Origin of the sequence: Halobacteriovorax sp. RZ-2 (genome assembly GCF_043196685.1) — a bacterium.
GTDB lineage: Bacteria > Bdellovibrionota > Bacteriovoracia > Bacteriovoracales > Bacteriovoracaceae > Halobacteriovorax_A.
In genome coordinates, this window is the sequence record NZ_JBEBMR010000002.1 from 1,082,308 (window position 1) to 1,099,432 (window position 17,125).

Below are 17,125 nucleotides of genomic sequence, written 5' to 3' on the forward strand. Positions count from 1 at the left end.
GTGGTAAATTTTAAATTAACCTCAAAATGTAAGATATTTTGAGAAAAATGACAGTTATTTAGTGTGGATATTTAGGGGCCAAACGATTTTTGGTAAGAAAATGGCCCCAGGTCGGGGCCAATATTTTAAATCTTAGTTTAGATTAAGTGGAGTGTACTCAAGGTTTAGATCTTCAGCGACTTGCTTGTACACAAGCTTACCTTTATAGATATTGATCCCTTTCTTGAATGCGTCGTCCATCATTGCAGACTCTTCAACACCGTACTTAGCAATCATACGAGCATACTTAAGAGTTACGTTTGTCAGTGCATAAGTAGAAGTTTGAGCTACCGCACCTGGCATATTTGCAACACAATAGTGGACTACACCATCAACTAGGAAAGTTGGATTCTGGTGAGTTGTTGGCTTACAAGTCTCAATACATCCACCTTGGTCAACAGCAATATCAACAACTACTGAACCTTTTTCCATCTTAGAGATCATCTCTCTTGTTACAAGCTTCGGTGCCTTTGCTCCAGGAACAAGAACTGCACCAATAACAAGATCTGACTCTTGTACTGCTTTTTCAATATTATCGATATTAGAGAATAGAGTCGTGATTCTGTTATCAAATAGATCATCAAGTTCAGCAAGACGCTTAGTTGATAGATCGATAGCAGTAACATCTGCACCCATACCCATTGCCATCTTAATTGCGTTAGTTCCCGCAACACCACAACCGATAACAGTTACTTTTGCTCTTCTTGTACCAGGTACACCACCTAGAAGAACACCTTTTCCACCGTGGTCAATTTGTAGGTAAGCAGCACCAATTTGAGTTGCCATTCTTCCTGCAACTTCTGACATAGGAGTTAGAAGTGGAAGTGAACCATCTGCTGGTTGGATCGTTTCGTATGCAATACAAGTTGATCCTGATTCCATAAGACCTTTTGTTTGTGGCTCATCTGCCGCAAGGTGAAGGTATGTGTAAAGAATATGGTGAGGTTTTAAAAGAGCAATCTCTCTTGCTTGAGGCTCTTTAACCTTGATGATCATTGTTGATTTTTCAAATACTTCTTCAAGTGATGGAAGAATTTTTGCACCAGCTTGAATATATGCTTCGTCAGAAATTCCAATTCCAACACCAGCATTAGTTTCTACGTAAACTTCGTGACCATCGTGGATAAGTTGTCTTACACCACCTGGAACTAGACCTACGCGATTTTCGTTATTTTTAATTTCCTTAGGAACACCAATAATCATAAAAACTCCATTGAATTGAAGGCGTTAAAATACTCATAAAATTTATGAGGCAAATATAATTGTTTTCATTTGCTATTACAATATATTAAACCTCGAATTTTAACCCGTCATAGGCAACTTTGACACTTCCATCTGGAAAGTGATGGTCACACTCTTTTTGCAAGCTGTCGTGATCCAGTTCATGGCCCATATGAGTAAGATAATTATGCTTAGCACCTATTTTTCTGATGTATTCAAAGCTTCGCTCCACGTAGAGATGGGCAGGGTGTGGCTTGTGTCGCACACAGTCAATGATTAGGGAGTCTAATTCATATGAACGCAGTTTATCGATCTCGGCCTGTGGAATCTCATGACAGTCTGAAATAATGGCCAGCTTTCCAATAATGAGGCCAAGTGTTATGCCATTTCCATGTGGGAGGTTTATGAATTCACAATCTAAATCACAAATCTTACTTACTGTATTCGGTTCAATTTCATTGAGTAAAAGCCTCGGACTTGAGCCAATGTGGCCAGGGTTATTTCCAAAAATATAACCAAATCTTATATTGATAATATCGGCACTATTTTGATCAGTGTAGAGGTTGATAGGGTGCTTAAATGTGAATGGCCTTATATCGTCGATGCCGTTCAAGTGGTCTGCATGGGCATGTGAAATAATCACCGCACTAACGTCCTTAACTCCCTCGCGCAATAATTGCGTGCGAAGATCTGGCCCCGTATCAAAGAGAATTGTGGTATCATCATGTTGGATTAAAAATGATGTTCGCATACGTTTATTGTGTTTATTAGAGCTCGTGCAAACTGGACAGCTGCAGCCTAACATTGGAATACCTGTACTTGTTCCGGTTCCTAGGAACGTAACTAATAAATTCATAACTTTATATTGCCAAGAAAATCATAAGTTTTTAAGCTATTTATATTAACTTTTATTGGAGATTTGATGTTTAAAGCAATTAATTTATTTGCCTTTATTACTGCAGCTCTTATTCTAAACTCATCATGTTCATCAACTAATGAAGCTAAGCATTCTGGCGACACTGATCTAGGGTCACTCGAGCTTAATATTGATGTTCAAAAGCACACTTTAGATAATGGCCTGCGCTTACTACTTGTTCGCGACTCGAAGTTACCGATTGCCTCAATTTACACTTTCTATGATGTTGGTGGCCGTTACGAAAGAAAGGGCACGACTGGAGCAACTCACTTTCTTGAGCACATGATGTTTAAGAAGACGAAGAATTTCCCAGCAGAGTATTTCTCTGACTATATTGAAACATATGGTGGGAATTCAAATGCCTACACAACATTTGATAACACGGTCTACTACGAGAATATTGCAGCTCCAACAGTTGAGAAAATGATTGAGCTTGAAGCTGAAAGAATGGCAAATCTCATGCTTGAAGAAGTACCTTTTGAAAAAGAAAGACAAGTTGTTCTTGAAGAAAGAAAGATGCGCTATGAAAATAGGCCAAGTGGAAAGATTCATCTTGCGATGATGAAAGCAATGTTTAAAGGAACTCCTTATGGAGGATCTGTAATAGGGGACGCAAAGGACGTTAAGGATTTAGATCGCAAGCAAATGCTTGAGTTCTACCATGACTTCTATGCTCCAAATAATGCCATCATGGTTATTGTTGGAGATATCAATCCTTCTTCAACACTTTCTAAGGTTAAAGAGACAATTGGAAAAATTCCAATGAATAAGAATCTTGTCGCTAAGAAGGCAAAACTTGATGATGCTGGAAGATACAAGAGACAGGCAAAACTTCCTTATGTGAGAAGCCTTAAGGGACAATCTAAGAACCCAATGTTTAGACTAGCTTTTCCTGCTGTATCAGTTACTCATGAAGACTCATACGCTCTGGACTTCTTATCTGATATTTTAGGAACTGGAACAAGCTCTTACCTTGTTAAGAATTATGTTGTTTCAAAGTCACCAAGACTATCAAAGGTATACTCGTATAATTATGGCCTTAAAAATGGTGGGATCTTCGTCATTGGAGGAGAGCTTCTTCCAAAGAAAGGGATCAAGGATACTCGTCGTAGACTACTAAGATCACTTAAGCAGTCTTGTTCTAAAGCAATCACTCCACGTGCAGTTCAAAAAACTAAGAATATGCTTCTTAAGCAATACTACGAAGCAATTTCAACAAATGATGGTTTAGCAAGTTTTCTAGGTTCATCAGAGTTCTTCAATGGTGACTATAAAGAATATAAAAAACAACTAAAGAGTTATAGTGAAATGACTGTTGATCAGGTACGTGATGTTTGTCATCGTTACATTTCTGGTAACGATTATGTTTTCTTATCAATTTGGGATCGTAACTAGAATGAAAGGATTAGTAGCTATGAATAAAATTTTAAAATCATTAATCATTGCATCCACATTCGTAAGTGTTGGTGCCAATGAACTTGTCGATAAAATTGAAAAATTTAAGTGGGATAATATTGATGTCACTTATATTCAAGATGATAAATTTCCAACTTATAATGTCACGATCTTCTTTGCTGACGGTGCCATTAAAGATGGACGCACTAAAGGTGTAACTAAGATGATGTTTGATCTACTGGAGAGTGGGACAAATCGTTTTAGCTTAAATGAAATTGCGGACAACTTAGAGTTCTATGGTGTTTCAACTTCTTCAAATGTAACACATGAATTCTCAAGCTATACTTATAGTGGACTTGCAAAAGATGTGATTCCAACGACAAAGAAAATTTGTCATATCTTTAGAGATGCTGTTTATCCAAATCAAGAATTATCTAAGGCAAAGAAATCTCTTATTGCACAAAGACAAAATCTTGTTTCAAATCATGGTGAACTTGCTTCAACGGCGTTTCGTTCAATTAGTTTAAAAGGAACTCCATATGTTTCAGATGTAAGAGGTAGGCTTCATGATATTAAGCGTATTAAGAGAAGCTACCTTCAAAGTCGCCTGAAGTATTTTAGAGATGATGTGAAGAAGAAAGTTTATATCACAGGGCCTCGCTCACTTCTTAAAGTAAAAAATATCATTACTGACGAATGTGGCTTCAATGCTAAGGCAAGCTTCATTAGAAGATTGGACACTGAGGTTAAAGAGATAAAGAAATTTAACCCTGAAAAACCTCTTATTCATTTTGTTGAAGTCCCTAAGGCAAACCAAGCACAAGTGAGAGCAGGGGTTTACATTGCAAAGAAACAGGACCCTGGTTTTGAAAATCTTGAATTTATGTCTCAATACTTAGGTGGTGGATTCACATCGATTCTTGTTAAAGAATTAAGAACAAAAAGAGGTCTAACATATTCAGCGTGGGCAACAGCTGGTATGCAAAAAGATTACGGACGCTCGATCCTTTCAACTTTTACAAAGGAAGAAACAGTTGGGCAGATGGTTCAAGAAGTTGTGAAGATTTTAAAAGACAACTCTGAGGCCACAAATATCTCAATGGAAGAAATTGAAAAAGTTAGAAAGGCCGTTAAGGGTGGATTTGCCTTTCAATTTCAAAAGCCTTCAAGCTTTATGAGACAGCTTGTAAGTCTTGATAACTCTCAAGTTGATATCAAACGATTCCTTGAGTACACAGAGTCTGTTGATAAGATTTCACAAGAGAATGTTGCAAAGACTGTTTATGCGGCCTTCCCATATGACAAGGTACAAATCGTTGTTCTTGGCGATAAGTCCATGAAAAAGGCCTTAAGCAAGATCGGAAAGATTAAAACGTATTCTTATAAGAATTTTCTCTAATCAATACTCTGGGACAACCAGAACATGGGTAGGGCCGGAAAGGCCTTGCCCAATTGTCCTTACCAAAGAATAATCACTAATATCAATTTCCACTAAGTGATTATACGAATAATCAGAAACAATAATATTTCCACTATGCAGTTGTGCAACACCTCTTGGATTTGCAAGGTATGTCGTATTGCTATAACTCGCTCCTGTTGCGTTTAGAGTACTGTCATATTCGACAACTTGGTCGGTAGTTCCACTCCAAATTCCGACAATATCTCCATTATCTAACTCGATAGCAAAGTAGCCATCATTTGCACCAGCAGGACTTCCCACACTATTTTGTTGAACACCATCTTCATCATAAGTCCTAATCTGATCAGAGCCACGAGAGCTTATTAGAAATCCTCCATCAGCTAGTGGTGCCATACCTTGTCCAGTATTAATAATATTTGTAATAGGAAAACCTGAGGTCTCTCTTTGATGTCCATCTCCCAAAGGCGTAAATAGCTCCAGATTATTAGATTCAAGAACGGCGATATTTCCATTTGCTAATTCTGTCACACCTCTAAGGGCTCCGTTTAGGCCAGAGTGAACAATCACGTCAGAAACCTTTCCGGTATAGGCATTTACTCCTAGAACTCGGTCATTACCATCAGTTGTAAAAAGAAGCTGATTATTCTCCTTTGACCAGCCCAGGGCCAAAAGAAGAACACTATTACCAGTTGCTTGATAGATCGTTCTTTTAAAAACGCCATCACTATCAAGTTGGACAATTGAGTCGGCCGTATAATTCATAACAATGATATCTCCTGGCTCAAGATAATTCCCACTAGGTGCCGGCAAAGGCTCTGCTTTGATGACTGACTCGACTTCCTTACAAGAATTAAGGCCAAGAATTAAGGTGATAAAAAATATTAGCTGTCTTATTTTTAACTTTCTCATGCCTAAAGAATCGGGCCAGACCTAAGATAAAGTTAGTTGTCGTCTTAAATAGATTAGATTGAGAAAAAACTTCCGCCTATCTTCTTTCAGGAAATTTTATTTTCTTTTTGTTACAATAGGTTAGAGGTGGTTAATTGAGCTTAGCTAAATATTTAAAACTATTCACTTTACTTCTTCTTTGCCTAGAAGCGGGTGCGGACTTTTCTTTTCTAAAATTTGAAGGCGTCTTCGGAATTGGGACCAACGATAAAATGGACCAATATGATACGGCAACTACTGGTATTGGCTACAATCTTTCCTATGGAGTGAGAAATCGTATAACTGGAATCGAGGCATTCTATACAAGAATCGATCTAAGTGGAGATATCAGGCATAGTGGAGTTGATCGTGTCGCAGTACAATCACTTGCCATCTATGGGCTTGAACTTCATTTTTACCCAATTCAAAGACTTGCTATAAAGTTAGGATATGCCCTTGTTTCATTTAATGACTTTATTGAAGGCAACTCTGATGAGAATATCTTCGCTGGAGCGGCCAATACCTATGGACTAAAAAAGGATACAATTTTAGGGGGATTAAGAGTAGGTATCGGTTATGACTTTTTTCGCATAACTAGAAAAATCCATTTTCACACAAGCTATATTTATCAAGAAAACGGCGACGGACATGAAAACCTAATATCATTAGGACTCGTCTTTAAATTTGAGCGCGGAATAACTGATCGATTTTTACGCTAGTTTGGAAAAAAGGTTTCTATAATTCTTATGACTCTAGTGTATGCCCTTGCATATTAACCTTTGCTCCTGGAGCAATATTAATATTCTTAGCAACAATTTGACCTTTAACGGTTCCAGTAGGGAAGACCTTAACCTTTCCTTGTGCCGTAATATCCCCACAAACAACGCCGTAGATATTTAAGTCACCACAGCGAATACGTCCTTTAACATTTCCTTGTGGTTCAATTGTGAGTTGATGTTTCTCATCAATTTGAATATCGCCTTCGATTGTTGAGCAAATATGTGAAGGTCCTGCTAGAACAATATCACCTTTTATCACTGAGCCAATACCAACAAATGTAAAATTTTGATCTCTTAAATCCATAATTGGCCCTTACTTAATCTCTTCTCTAAAAAGTTGTTGATGAACAATATCACCAAGACGATTAAAGATTAGAATTTTAAACATAACAGTTTTGTTCTTTGGCATATCAAATTTAGCTGTTACTGGACGAAAGCGTGATGTCGCAAATGATTCACCCTTTGTGTAGTTAAGAGAGAAGTTTCTAATTGAGTCTCCACCTTCAGGATAGTGAAAGTAGTTATTTCCATCAAATAAGAAGATATGAATATAACCTGAAACCTTATTATTATCTTTTGTAATATTGATAATATTAAAGTTTAGCTCGGCCTTATCATCTTTCTTTGTGACCTTTAGATCTTCGATATTAATACTAGCTGGACTTGTTAGATCTTTCTGTCCCTTAACAGGAGCAATAATATTAAGTGAACTAGCACTAACTGCACTGATCGTCTCATTAGCAAGACGATTTGTTAGATCAAGATTAAGAGTTGTTAGTTCTGTATTCTTTTGTGCCAGAGTCGAGTTCTCGTCTCTTAAATTTTTGATAATAAGAGGTTCTTTGGCCTTAATCAGTTTTTCGATATTCTTCGTATAGAAGTATGAGCCAGCTAGGGCAAAGATCGAAAAGACTGTTAGGACAACTGGTACATAAAGAATTGCTTTATACTCACGTGGAGAAAGCTGTAAGTATCTTGGTACTTTATTATTTTCATAAAGAATGAAAGACAAATTATTCTTTGCCTTTGAACTACTTGATGGTGTGGACATCCCGTTCCCTTTTAATTTTCGCTATATGGTCTCGTTAAAGTGAGATTCAATGTGAAAATTTGTTTTGGGTCTTGCGAAGTAAAGAACCTCTGTGATGGTTCGAAACTTAAGTGCTCCCTCTCGTTTGTAATATCCATTGGAATACGCTGCCATCTCTCTGCTACAATTTTCCATTTGTAGTAAGCATCACGTTTTAAATAGAGTGTTTTCTTTCCAATGTCATTAATTGTATTACTAGTGTAGTCTTGCTTAAACGTTACGACAACATAGTCATCAGCTTTTAGGACAGTAAGGTCCTTTAGTTGAATTGACGGTGTCCCTGGGTTTGCAAATACGGCCCTTTTATATTGAGCAAACGAATTATAGCTTCCACGTGTTGGGTCAACAAAGTCTGTGCGTGAGTAGAAATTTAAGTAGTCTTTGATATTCTCTGTTGACCAAGCTGTTAGCCAACCATTAACAGTATCAAGAACTTCATTCTTTTCTTTTAACCATGTTTCTTTGTTAAAGAATTTCAGGTTGTGAACAACAACAATATTGGTCTTATTAATTTCAATAAACTTTGAAATATCAATGAGGTTGATATTGTGAGCAACTAGACATCCTTTTGAATCAAGGCCTTTATCAATTCGTGGCTCGTTATCTGTTGAGTGAAGCCAGATTCCGCCACCTGTTTTTCCTTGGGCCTTGTCAATTGGGTTAGGGTAGTTAAGAACAAATGCTCCAACTCCATATTGCGCACCAAGTTCTCCATGTCTTTTAATGAGATCCTTGTGGTCGATAAATTGATTGAAGAAGTAAACACCTTCTGGAGTTCTGCGGTCTCCTTGGAATGATTTATTTCCAACCTTCTGACCTGTGGCCATTTGATAAGTTTTAATTAATCGTGGTAGGCCATCGTTATTTTCATATAGGTAGAGAGTGTGAGTTGATTTCTCTGCAACGATCACATGGTGAGCGAAGTAATCATTTAATAAAAGCAGATTTGATGGATAGAATTCCTGAGCGACACTACTCATAGAAAAAATAGTCGATGTAATAATAGTCGATAAAAATAATAGTTTTTTAATCATGAAAAGCCTTTATATTTGATAACTACCTAATATTGTAGAACATTTTTTTACCACTACTCAAGTATTTATCCCCCAAAAAGCAAAATAACTTTCGACAAAATAACTTTACGAGTCGTAAATACTTAACTTTTTTCAAAAAAAGGCGAAAAGTAGAGGGTAAGGATTTAAGAAAAGGCCATATTTAAATAAATTTCATACGTTTTGCATGGCCGCGATGGGGAAAAATATGTCAGCAGAAAAGAAGCAACAAGAAGAGTTACTCGCTGAAAGTGAGAAAATTCAAAATGCAGTTGATGAAGTTCTTGGAAGCGATACTGAGGCAAACAGTGACGCACAGGAGAAAACTTCTTTAACGCTTGTTGACACAAATATTGACTTTTCTCAGCTAAACAATGAGGCCAGCTCCCCACTGGACGAAGGTATTGAGCTTAACTTTGATGATGTAAGTGCCATTGATCTTTGTGCTGAAGGGGATATTATTGAAAATGCCCCTGCCAATGCAGATTCTCCAAATGATCTCGATATGGACTTTTCATCAAGTATTAAGATCAATCTTACTCAGGAAGGGGATACCATTCCTAATGCATCAATTGATGCTGTTCGTGAGGATGATCTCGACCTTGATAACAATCCAATTATTGTTGAAGATAAAGTTGAGGAAGCACCTGAGGCCCAAGTAGAAGATGTTGAAGAGGCCGAAGAAATTGAAGCACATGCTTCTGAGGACGACTTCGAGGTGAGCCTAGGCGAGTTAGATAATCTGGATAATCTGGATGACGAACTAAGCGAAATGGAGATGTCATTAGGTGATGACCTAGATGACGATCTTGATGGTGAGCTTGGGGACTTAGGTGATCTTGATGACCTAGGGGATTTCGGGGATGTCGATGATGATTTAGGTGACCTCGACGACGTCGATGATGACTTAGACGCAGACCTTGATATGTCTCTTGATGCTATTGAAGCGGAGGATATGACAGACGAAGTTGAAACTCCAGTGATGCAAGCTCCTCTTGAAGCTGAAGACACGATGGCACAACTTGATGGCATGGTTGAGACAAACCAAGAACACCATGAGACGCCAGCAGTTTCATCAGAAGAAACATTAACTGTGACGGCAGTATCACCAACAGAAGTAACTTCTAATTTTGATATGAATGACTATGAAGCTGTGGAGACACCTGCTGCAGAAACTCCACAAGACTTTGCTTCTTCTGAGCATGGGATAACTCAAGCCTATGCCAGTGCAAATATTAATTTTCATCCTGGGCATATTTTAAGCTCCCTGAGTGAAGACCAGCTTCTTGATCTAAGAGTTACTGTTACTGAATTGAAAGAAGATCGAATCAATCTTCTGTCTGAGTTAAACGAACTTAAGACCATGGTTGAACTCCTAAAAAGAGAATCACTTAACTTAAGAACTGAAGTTGATGAAAAAAATATTGAGCTATCAATTGCTAAAAAACGACATGCTATCGAAGTAGAGGAGACTAAGTCTCAGCTTGATAAGTATAAGCATGGCCTCGAGTTAAGTGAGGCGAAGAATAAGGCCATGAAGGAAGAAATGGCCGAAATTGGCACGCGCCTAAAGATTGACCATACAAGCATTAGAGCACGTGAACAGGAACTGGAAAGTCAATTAGAGCTAATGGCCATTGACAGTGATAATAAGATTAAAGCAAGAGATGAAAAGATCTTGGAGCTTAAGCGTAAAATAGATACTCTTGAGTTTAATATGGAAAATGTTGCAATCAACGAGAGACAAGCAAAGAAAGAAAGAATGCTAGCACAGCAAAAACTTGAACGCCTTATTACAAACTTAAGGGGATCTTTGAATGTAGTTGCTGATACATTAGAATTAGATGATGATTTAGGATTGGATGATTAATAATTAATATGCTGGAAAAACAATATAAAGCACTTTTAGATTTTATCTGTCAAAATGTTGAAGAACATAACTTCAATATCGTTTTGAAGTCCTTTCGTGACTTTATTAAGACAGAGTTTGATTCAAAAACGCCACTTGTTTTTGCAACACTTGATAATGATTCGGCAAATCCCATTATTCGTGACTTCTACAATAATAAAGTTATTGAAGAGTATCCAAGTAAGGTCTATCAAGAACTTATGGGGGCCTTAAAAACGCAGAAGCTTCACGTTGATATCGAAGGTGATAAGTACCGCTTTGTGGAAGTCGGCTTTAATGGTAGCCAAAGCTTATACCTAGTACTCAATGGAGAGTATTCGACAGATATATTTAAGCAAATAGAAAATTATATTCAATCGAAATTTAGAAGCCTTTTACAAGTCAAAGAGCTACAGCGCCTTCAGGCCTTAGCACATGTTGATGATGTCACAGGCCTATATAATCAAAGAAAGTTTAAAAGTGATATTGACGCTGCTATTAGAGAGTTTGAAGCATTAGAGCGCTCATTCTCTTTAATCTTCATTGATATTGATTATTTTAAAAGTATCAACGACGGCCATGGCCACTTAATTGGAACAAGTTTACTTCAACAGGTTGCTGAGACTATTCGCGCAACAGTGAGAGAGGATGATCTTTGTTATCGTTATGGGGGAGATGAATTTGTCGTCCTTGCTCCATACTCTTCACTAGAAGACGCTAAGATGATTGGTCAACGAATCCTTAATCGAGTTAAGTCGACTGTCTATAAGATTGAAGCTGATTTAGAAATCAATACTCACGAGGATGAAGATGTCCAGCTGAGTGTCTCAATTGGTGTTGCCAATTACCCAACTAACGCTTCTGGACGTAATGAAATCATCGGAATGGCCGATAGAATGATGTATGAAGCAAAAAAGTCTGGACGTGGCAAAGTCTGTGTAGCAGACTCATAAATATGAAGTATCTAATCTTATCTGATCTCCATTTAGGCAAAGGTAGTTACCTGCAAAACGGTGAATTTAATATCTTAGAAGATTTCTTCGAAGATAATCGTTTCTATGAATTCTGTGACTACTTCTCAACGAATGAATATTATTCAAAACCCGTCACAATCATTATGAATGGGGATATTCTAAATCTCATTCAAATTGATTCAGATGGTGTCTTTACTCATGTTGTTGATGAAGCAATGACAATCAAACAAATTGAAGACATTGCAAAAGGGCACCCTCGCTTCTTTGCCGGACTTAAAAAGTTTCTAAGGGCACCTCATAAACGTGTCGTCTATGTTGTTGGTAATCACGATGTAGGAATGCTTTTTAAAGGTGCACAAGAGAAGTTTTCTAAAATTTGTGGTGATAATATTTTCTTTACTGAAACCTTCTTAGAAAACGGTCTTCATGTGGAACACGGCCATCGTTTTGAGGCGGTCAACACTGTTCCAAAGGCCAAGCAATTCATTCGTGGACCTGGAGGAAAAGAGATTCTTAACTTTCCGTGGGGGTCTCTGTTTTGCATCAATGTCCTACCAAAGCTTAAAAAAGAGCGTCCTTATATTGATAAGGTTAGGCCTATGTCTTCATATGTGAAGTGGTGTCTTTTTAATGACACGAGGTTTTTTTGGCGACTCTTTATGACTTGTATTAATTACGTCATCAAGACTCATTCAAATTATTACACACGTCAAAATTCAAATTTTAAAACCAATATCAAAATTCTCCAACAGATCACGATCTACCCACGTTATGAGCGCATGGCCAGGCGAATCCTAGATCGCGATAGCTCGATTCATACCGTTGTTATGGGACACACTCATCTTCAGGAGTGGAGACGTTTTCCAGAAGGACGCTACTATTTTAATACTGGTACTTGGAATAATATCCCTTCTATTGATGCAGGAAAGCACCAGGATACGTTAAGTCTTACTTATTGCAGTGTTATTGTACATCCCGAGAGTAACTCATTAGTTAATGCGTCAATGAATCAGTGGATGGGGCAGTGGAAGCCTTATATCGAAGAGATTAGAACTAGTTAAAAATGTAATTGAAAGATAAAATGAAGTGATTTGTGGTAAAAAAAAAACGACGTTCCTAAAAAGTCCTTTCCCGAAACGCCGAAGTGTCTTTAATTTTTTGTCTCTGCTTATTAATAAGTTTATTCGATTTTACAGAAACCACAAGAGATTTTTTCTTACAGTAACTCGCACTAGAGATTAACTTAGTCCATTATTCTTATGCCCCTGCTATAAGGTATTTACACACTCTATAAAATATGTTTTTCTGTTTTCTGACATCACAAAAATTTGTTACTTTTGATTTCATATTTTGATGAAGAAGTGAAACGAAATTTAGATGCTCAAATGCTGGCCTGTGCTGACTTTTTCGAAAAGTTTTGGTAGAAATATGTGATATTTAATTAGGTAGAAGAAGTGAAAAAATACGAATCAATTAGAATATTTAAAAACCCTATTCTTGAGTCATTTACCCATGTCCATCCAATTGTTCCTTTGGTTTTATGGGCACCATTTATAGGCTTTCTAATTTATCGTTCATATTTTGAACTTGGTTATACTCATCTACAGATGCTTCTATGTGCAGTGAGTGGTCTCATCATCTGGACACTTACAGAGTACCTTCTACACCGCTTTGTTTTCCATTTAAGGCCGATTGGTCCTCTTACTGAGCGATTTGTCTTCCTATTTCATGGACTTCATCACGATGACCCAAATGACCCGACAAGGCTTGTTATGCCTCCTGTGCCGGCCATTCTTATTATGGCCTTGATTTGGTTATTCTTTTCACTATTTATCCCTGCTTTTTACATGCCAGGATTTATGGCCTTCTTCACGGTAGGCTATCTTTGCTATGACTATATTCACTATGCGACTCATCATTTTAAAATGACTGGAAGAGTTGGACGCTATTTAAAAAAGTTTCACCTTCAACACCACTTTAGACACGAAAAAGCGAAGTACGGTGTAAGTTCACCGCTATGGGATTATGTGTTTAGAACAGTGACAGGGCCAAAGGAAGACTAGACTAGAGCCAATTGCGCTCTTGGTAATCCTTAGCTGTCATTTCAATCGTATCTTTTAGGTTGTAATTTGGAATAAAGCCAAGTGCCTTAATCTTTGAGTTGCTACAAAGCCAAGCATCTTGTTCTAATTCATTAATCTTATCTCCCGTAAGAGGTAAGTGAATTGGGAGAGTATAGATAATTCCCGCTACGATCCTAAGAAACCAGATAGGCAGCGCCATGAACATGACCTTCTTAACACCAAGAGCTCCTGAGATCTCATTGATTAATTCTTCAAAAGTTACTTCATCAACTGAAGTCACAAAGTAAGTTTCCTTCTTTGCTTGTTCTTGAGAAGCACAAAGGATAATGGCATCCACTAGATCAAAAACATTAACGACGCTATATCTTTTCTTTTTAAAATTAAGTCCAGGGCCAGTGACAATTCGACCTTTAACCATTTTAAAGACATCAAGAACTGCACTGTCACGCGGGCCAATAACCATTGGAGGGCGGATAATTGTCGTATTCCAACTCTCTGGTGCAAGCTCATTTACTGCATATTCTGCTGCTAGTTTTGAATGGCCATATGCTGAAACAGGAAGGCACTCAATACTTTCATCAACAAGTTGTGATGAAGGGCCAGCGGCCGCTTGAGAAGAGATAAGCATAAAGTGAAGATTTTCATATTTATCTTTTAAGGCCTTAATTAAAATTTCAGTTGCGAGATGATTTGTTTTAGCAAAGGTTAGGGAATGTTTTGCAGAAACAACTCCGGCCGTATGAATAACACAGTCGATGTCTTGTGGAAGTTTTCTTACCCAAGACTTAATTGATTCTTCTTCAAGATTGCCTTTGATATATTCACCAGGGAGCTCTAAAGACTCAGCCTTTTGAGGGCTTCTTACAAGAGCAAAAACCTCATGACCTTGTTGAGTTAATTTATCACATAGATGTGAGCCGACAAAACCTGTTGCACCAGTAACTAAAACTTTCATTATAACTCTTTTTGAAAAATTCGATATGTGCGATATGGAATCGCATTCATGCGAATGAGTGGTTTATTCATATTGAGATTATCTTCTAGAATCCAACTCATCTCTACATTCTTATATTTTTTATATTGCTTTATATTCTCATGGCATCTGTAATACAGAATTGATTCAAGTCCGTATAAACGGTATTTCTTTTTCACACCCATTGTAATGACACGAACACCGTCGATAAGTTTTGGCGCGCGTAGGACTTGAAAGATTCCCTTTGGAAATAACTTTCCATCTGGAATTTTGTGTAGGACTTGGTTGAAGTCGGGGAGGCATACGATAAAACCGGCGACTTCGCCGTTAACTAGAGCAAAGAGAACGAGTTTTTCATCAGCAACAGTTTTAAGGTCTGCGGCCATGGCATAGAACTCATCTTTGGTCATTGGAACAAATCCCCAATTCTGTTCCCACGCATCGTTGTAGATGCTGTACATAAGATCAATTTCTTTCGTCCAATTCTTCTTTGAAACTGTTCGATAAGTAATATTGGCCTTCTCTTCAGCTCTTAGTGCGATTTTCTTGATTACCTCAGGCATCTCAAAATCACTCTTCATATGATAGGCCAAAAGATCTTTCGCTTTTGAGAACCCAAGCTCATTTAAGTATTGGTGATAGTACTCATAATTGTACATCATCATAAGGACTGGAATTTCATTATGTCCTTTAATCAGTGTTCCACACTCATAATTTGTCGATGGATTAAATGGCCCAACAAACTTTGCTAGACCTAGTGACTTTGTCCACTCCATTGCTGAATTAAAGAGGGCCTTAAAGACTTCGATATCCTCGATGGCCTCAAAAAAGCCCCAGTGGCCTTCTAGCGTCTTATGGAATTGATTATAATTGTGGTTATTGATGGCCATAATTCGGCCAACATCTTTTCCATCCTTAATTGCAATATAGAAAGCACATTGTGCTGTTTGGTAGAATGGATGCTTATGAGTAAAGAGCTTATTGAGTTCCATACGAAGTTGTGGAACCCAATACTTATCGTCTTTGTAGATATTAAATTGGACATCAATAAATCTTTTACGGGCCTTTTTATCGTTTAAGATATCAACTTTTTCGATATAAATGGCCATAGACTTATCTCCTTAAAATTTAACTATTGTCCCATTGTTGAAGGGATATCAAATTCTTTCTTTGCTCTTGCAAATACTTCTAGAACTTTTGTTAACTCACTCTTGTTATGAGTGGCCATATAGCTTGTTCTAATTAATGCTTCTCCCTTAGGAACTGCAGGTGGCACAACAGGAGTTGCAAAGACACCATTTTCACTTAGGAATTTTGTCACAAGCATTGATTTAACATCATCACCAATGAAGATCGGGATGATTGGAGTTTGTGAATTATAAGTATAGAAACCAATTTCTTGAAAACCGTTTCTCATAAATTTAACGTTATCCCAAAGACGCTCATGGATTGTGTCATCAGAATTGATAACATCAATACAGGCAGAAACAGTTGCGACTGCAGAAGGTGCCATTGAAGCAGAGAACATGAATGATCTTGCTAGGTGCTTCACATAGTTAATTGTTTCAGCATCACCTGAAAGAACTCCACCAATAGATGCGAATGACTTCGAGAAAGTACCCATATTTAAATGTACTTTATCAGTTACCCCAAAGTGGTTCATTGTTCCCGCGCCTTTATCTCCCATAACACCGATACCGTGAGCATCGTCGACGTAGATATAAGCACCATATTTTTCAGCAAGTCTAACCATCTCTGGGAGATTTGCGATATCACCAGTCATCGAGAAGACACCGTCAGCTACGATAATAACTTTTTGAAAGCGGTCGATATTTGCTTCTAGCTGTTCTTCTAAAGACTCCATATCGTTGTGACGATATTTGAAAGTCGTCCCCATCGCTAGGCGAGAGGCATCGATGATTGATGCATGATTTTCTGAATCAAAGAGCATACAGTCTCTTGGACCGCATACAGCTGAAAGAGCACCAAGGTTTGTTTGCATACCTGTAGAGAAGATAAGGGCCTTCTCATGTCCGAGATAGCGTGCAAGCTTCTCTTCAAGTTCTTCGTGTATCGTTAGGTTACCATTTAGAAATCGTGATCCTGTACAACCTGTTCCGTATTTTTCGATGGCCTTGATGGCCGCTTCTTTTACGTGTGGGTGATGTGTAAGGCCTAGGTAGTTATTTGAGCCGATCATGATTTGATCTTTTCCATCAATCTTTACTACTGTTCCTTCTGAGTCACCAATTTGGCGGAAGAAAGGGTAAAGATCTTTTGATTTTAGCATCGCTGCTTTGTCCATTAAACGGTCAGCTGCGCTAGAGAATTTAAGTGCCATATTTCACATCTCATTCGAATTGTATT

General features: G+C 37.8%; 16 protein-coding genes. 7 read left to right on the plus strand and 9 right to left on the minus strand.

Annotation, left to right across the window (positions count from 1 at the left end; genetic code table 11):
* Nucleotides 1-132: 132 nt before the first annotated feature.
* Together ald and ABMA78_RS11355 are read right to left on the minus strand one after the other, a co-directional pair.
* Nucleotides 133-1,242 carry an alanine dehydrogenase gene (gene ald, locus ABMA78_RS11350; RefSeq protein WP_392860138.1) on the minus strand — a complete coding sequence of 370 codons (1,110 nt, stop codon included), beginning with the start codon at nucleotides 1,240-1,242 and terminating at the stop codon, nucleotides 133-135.
* Nucleotides 1,243-1,327: 85 nt separating this feature from the next.
* On the minus strand, nucleotides 1,328-2,116 hold the full coding sequence (locus tag ABMA78_RS11355; protein WP_392860139.1) for an MBL fold metallo-hydrolase: 789 nt from the start codon (nucleotides 2,114-2,116) through the stop codon (nucleotides 1,328-1,330).
* A gap of 66 nt (nucleotides 2,117-2,182) precedes the next feature.
* On the opposite strand from ABMA78_RS11355, the gene ABMA78_RS11360 reads away from it, so the two are divergent.
* Both ABMA78_RS11360 and ABMA78_RS11365 read left to right on the plus strand, forming a co-directional pair.
* Entirely contained in the window at nucleotides 2,183-3,571 is a 1,389-nt protein-coding gene (locus tag ABMA78_RS11360) for a M16 family metallopeptidase (RefSeq protein WP_392860141.1), read from the plus strand.
* Nucleotides 3,572-3,590: 19 nt separating this feature from the next.
* Nucleotides 3,591-4,970 carry a M16 family metallopeptidase gene (locus ABMA78_RS11365; RefSeq protein ID WP_392860142.1) on the plus strand — a complete coding sequence of 460 codons (1,380 nt, stop codon included), beginning with the start codon at nucleotides 3,591-3,593 and terminating at the stop codon, nucleotides 4,968-4,970.
* Here the strand turns inward: ABMA78_RS11365 and ABMA78_RS11370 are convergent, their stop codons facing one another.
* On the minus strand, nucleotides 4,971-5,900 hold the full coding sequence (locus ABMA78_RS11370) for a hypothetical protein (RefSeq protein ID WP_392860143.1): 930 nt from the start codon (nucleotides 5,898-5,900) through the stop codon (nucleotides 4,971-4,973).
* Nucleotides 5,901-6,034: 134 nt separating this feature from the next.
* On the opposite strand from ABMA78_RS11370, the gene ABMA78_RS11375 reads away from it, so the two are divergent.
* Nucleotides 6,035-6,637: a hypothetical protein gene (locus ABMA78_RS11375; RefSeq protein WP_392860144.1), complete on the plus strand. Its 603-nt coding sequence runs from the start codon at nucleotides 6,035-6,037 to the stop codon at nucleotides 6,635-6,637.
* A gap of 25 nt (nucleotides 6,638-6,662) precedes the next feature.
* On the opposite strand, the gene ABMA78_RS11380 is transcribed toward ABMA78_RS11375, so the two are convergent.
* Genes ABMA78_RS11380 through ABMA78_RS11390 form a run of 3 tightly spaced genes read right to left on the minus strand, consistent with a single transcriptional unit; the run spans nucleotide 6,663 to nucleotide 8,821 of the window.
* Nucleotides 6,663-7,001, minus strand: a complete 339-nt coding sequence (locus ABMA78_RS11380) for a polymer-forming cytoskeletal protein (protein ID WP_021268087.1) — start codon at nucleotides 6,999-7,001, stop codon at nucleotides 6,663-6,665.
* Nucleotides 7,002-7,010: 9 nt separating this feature from the next.
* Nucleotides 7,011-7,748: a hypothetical protein gene (locus ABMA78_RS11385; RefSeq protein ID WP_392860146.1), complete on the minus strand. Its 738-nt coding sequence runs from the start codon at nucleotides 7,746-7,748 to the stop codon at nucleotides 7,011-7,013.
* Between the two features lie 11 nt (nucleotides 7,749-7,759).
* Nucleotides 7,760-8,821: a L,D-transpeptidase family protein gene (locus ABMA78_RS11390; RefSeq protein ID WP_392860148.1), complete on the minus strand. Its 1,062-nt coding sequence runs from the start codon at nucleotides 8,819-8,821 to the stop codon at nucleotides 7,760-7,762.
* Nucleotides 8,822-9,047: 226 nt separating this feature from the next.
* On the opposite strand from ABMA78_RS11390, the gene ABMA78_RS11395 reads away from it, so the two are divergent.
* From ABMA78_RS11395 to ABMA78_RS11410, 4 genes are all read left to right on the plus strand, one after another.
* Nucleotides 9,048-10,709, plus strand: coding sequence for a hypothetical protein (locus tag ABMA78_RS11395; RefSeq protein ID WP_392860149.1), 1,662 nt, complete (start codon nucleotides 9,048-9,050; stop codon nucleotides 10,707-10,709).
* Nucleotides 10,710-10,717: 8 nt separating this feature from the next.
* Complete coding sequence (locus tag ABMA78_RS11400; RefSeq protein WP_392860150.1) at nucleotides 10,718-11,680, plus strand: GGDEF domain-containing protein; 963 nt, start codon at nucleotides 10,718-10,720, stop codon at nucleotides 11,678-11,680.
* A 2-nt stretch (nucleotides 11,681-11,682) separates the two neighbouring features.
* Nucleotides 11,683-12,762 (plus strand): metallophosphoesterase, encoded by a 1,080-nt coding sequence (locus ABMA78_RS11405; RefSeq protein WP_392860152.1) that lies wholly within the window; start codon nucleotides 11,683-11,685, stop codon nucleotides 12,760-12,762.
* Between the two features lie 393 nt (nucleotides 12,763-13,155).
* On the plus strand, nucleotides 13,156-13,764 hold the full coding sequence (locus ABMA78_RS11410; RefSeq protein WP_392860154.1) for a sterol desaturase family protein: 609 nt from the start codon (nucleotides 13,156-13,158) through the stop codon (nucleotides 13,762-13,764).
* Between the two features lies 1 nt (nucleotide 13,765).
* Here ABMA78_RS11410 and ABMA78_RS11415 read toward each other — a convergent pair whose 3' ends face one another.
* From ABMA78_RS11415 to spt, 3 genes are read right to left on the minus strand one after another with little or no spacing between them, the layout of a single operon-like run.
* The gene (locus ABMA78_RS11415; RefSeq protein WP_392860155.1) at nucleotides 13,766-14,740 is read right to left on the minus strand and encodes an NAD-dependent epimerase/dehydratase family protein; all 975 of its coding nucleotides are present in this window, start codon (nucleotides 14,738-14,740) and stop codon (nucleotides 13,766-13,768) included.
* Nucleotides 14,740-15,867 (minus strand): N-acetyltransferase, encoded by a 1,128-nt coding sequence (locus tag ABMA78_RS11420; RefSeq protein ID WP_392860157.1) that lies wholly within the window; start codon nucleotides 15,865-15,867, stop codon nucleotides 14,740-14,742. The genes ABMA78_RS11415 and ABMA78_RS11420 overlap by 1 nt, the downstream gene beginning before the upstream one ends.
* A 23-nt stretch (nucleotides 15,868-15,890) precedes the next feature.
* Nucleotides 15,891-17,099, minus strand: coding sequence for a serine palmitoyltransferase (gene spt, locus ABMA78_RS11425; protein ID WP_392860159.1), 1,209 nt, complete (start codon nucleotides 17,097-17,099; stop codon nucleotides 15,891-15,893).
* Between the last annotated feature and the right edge of the window lie 26 nt (nucleotides 17,100-17,125).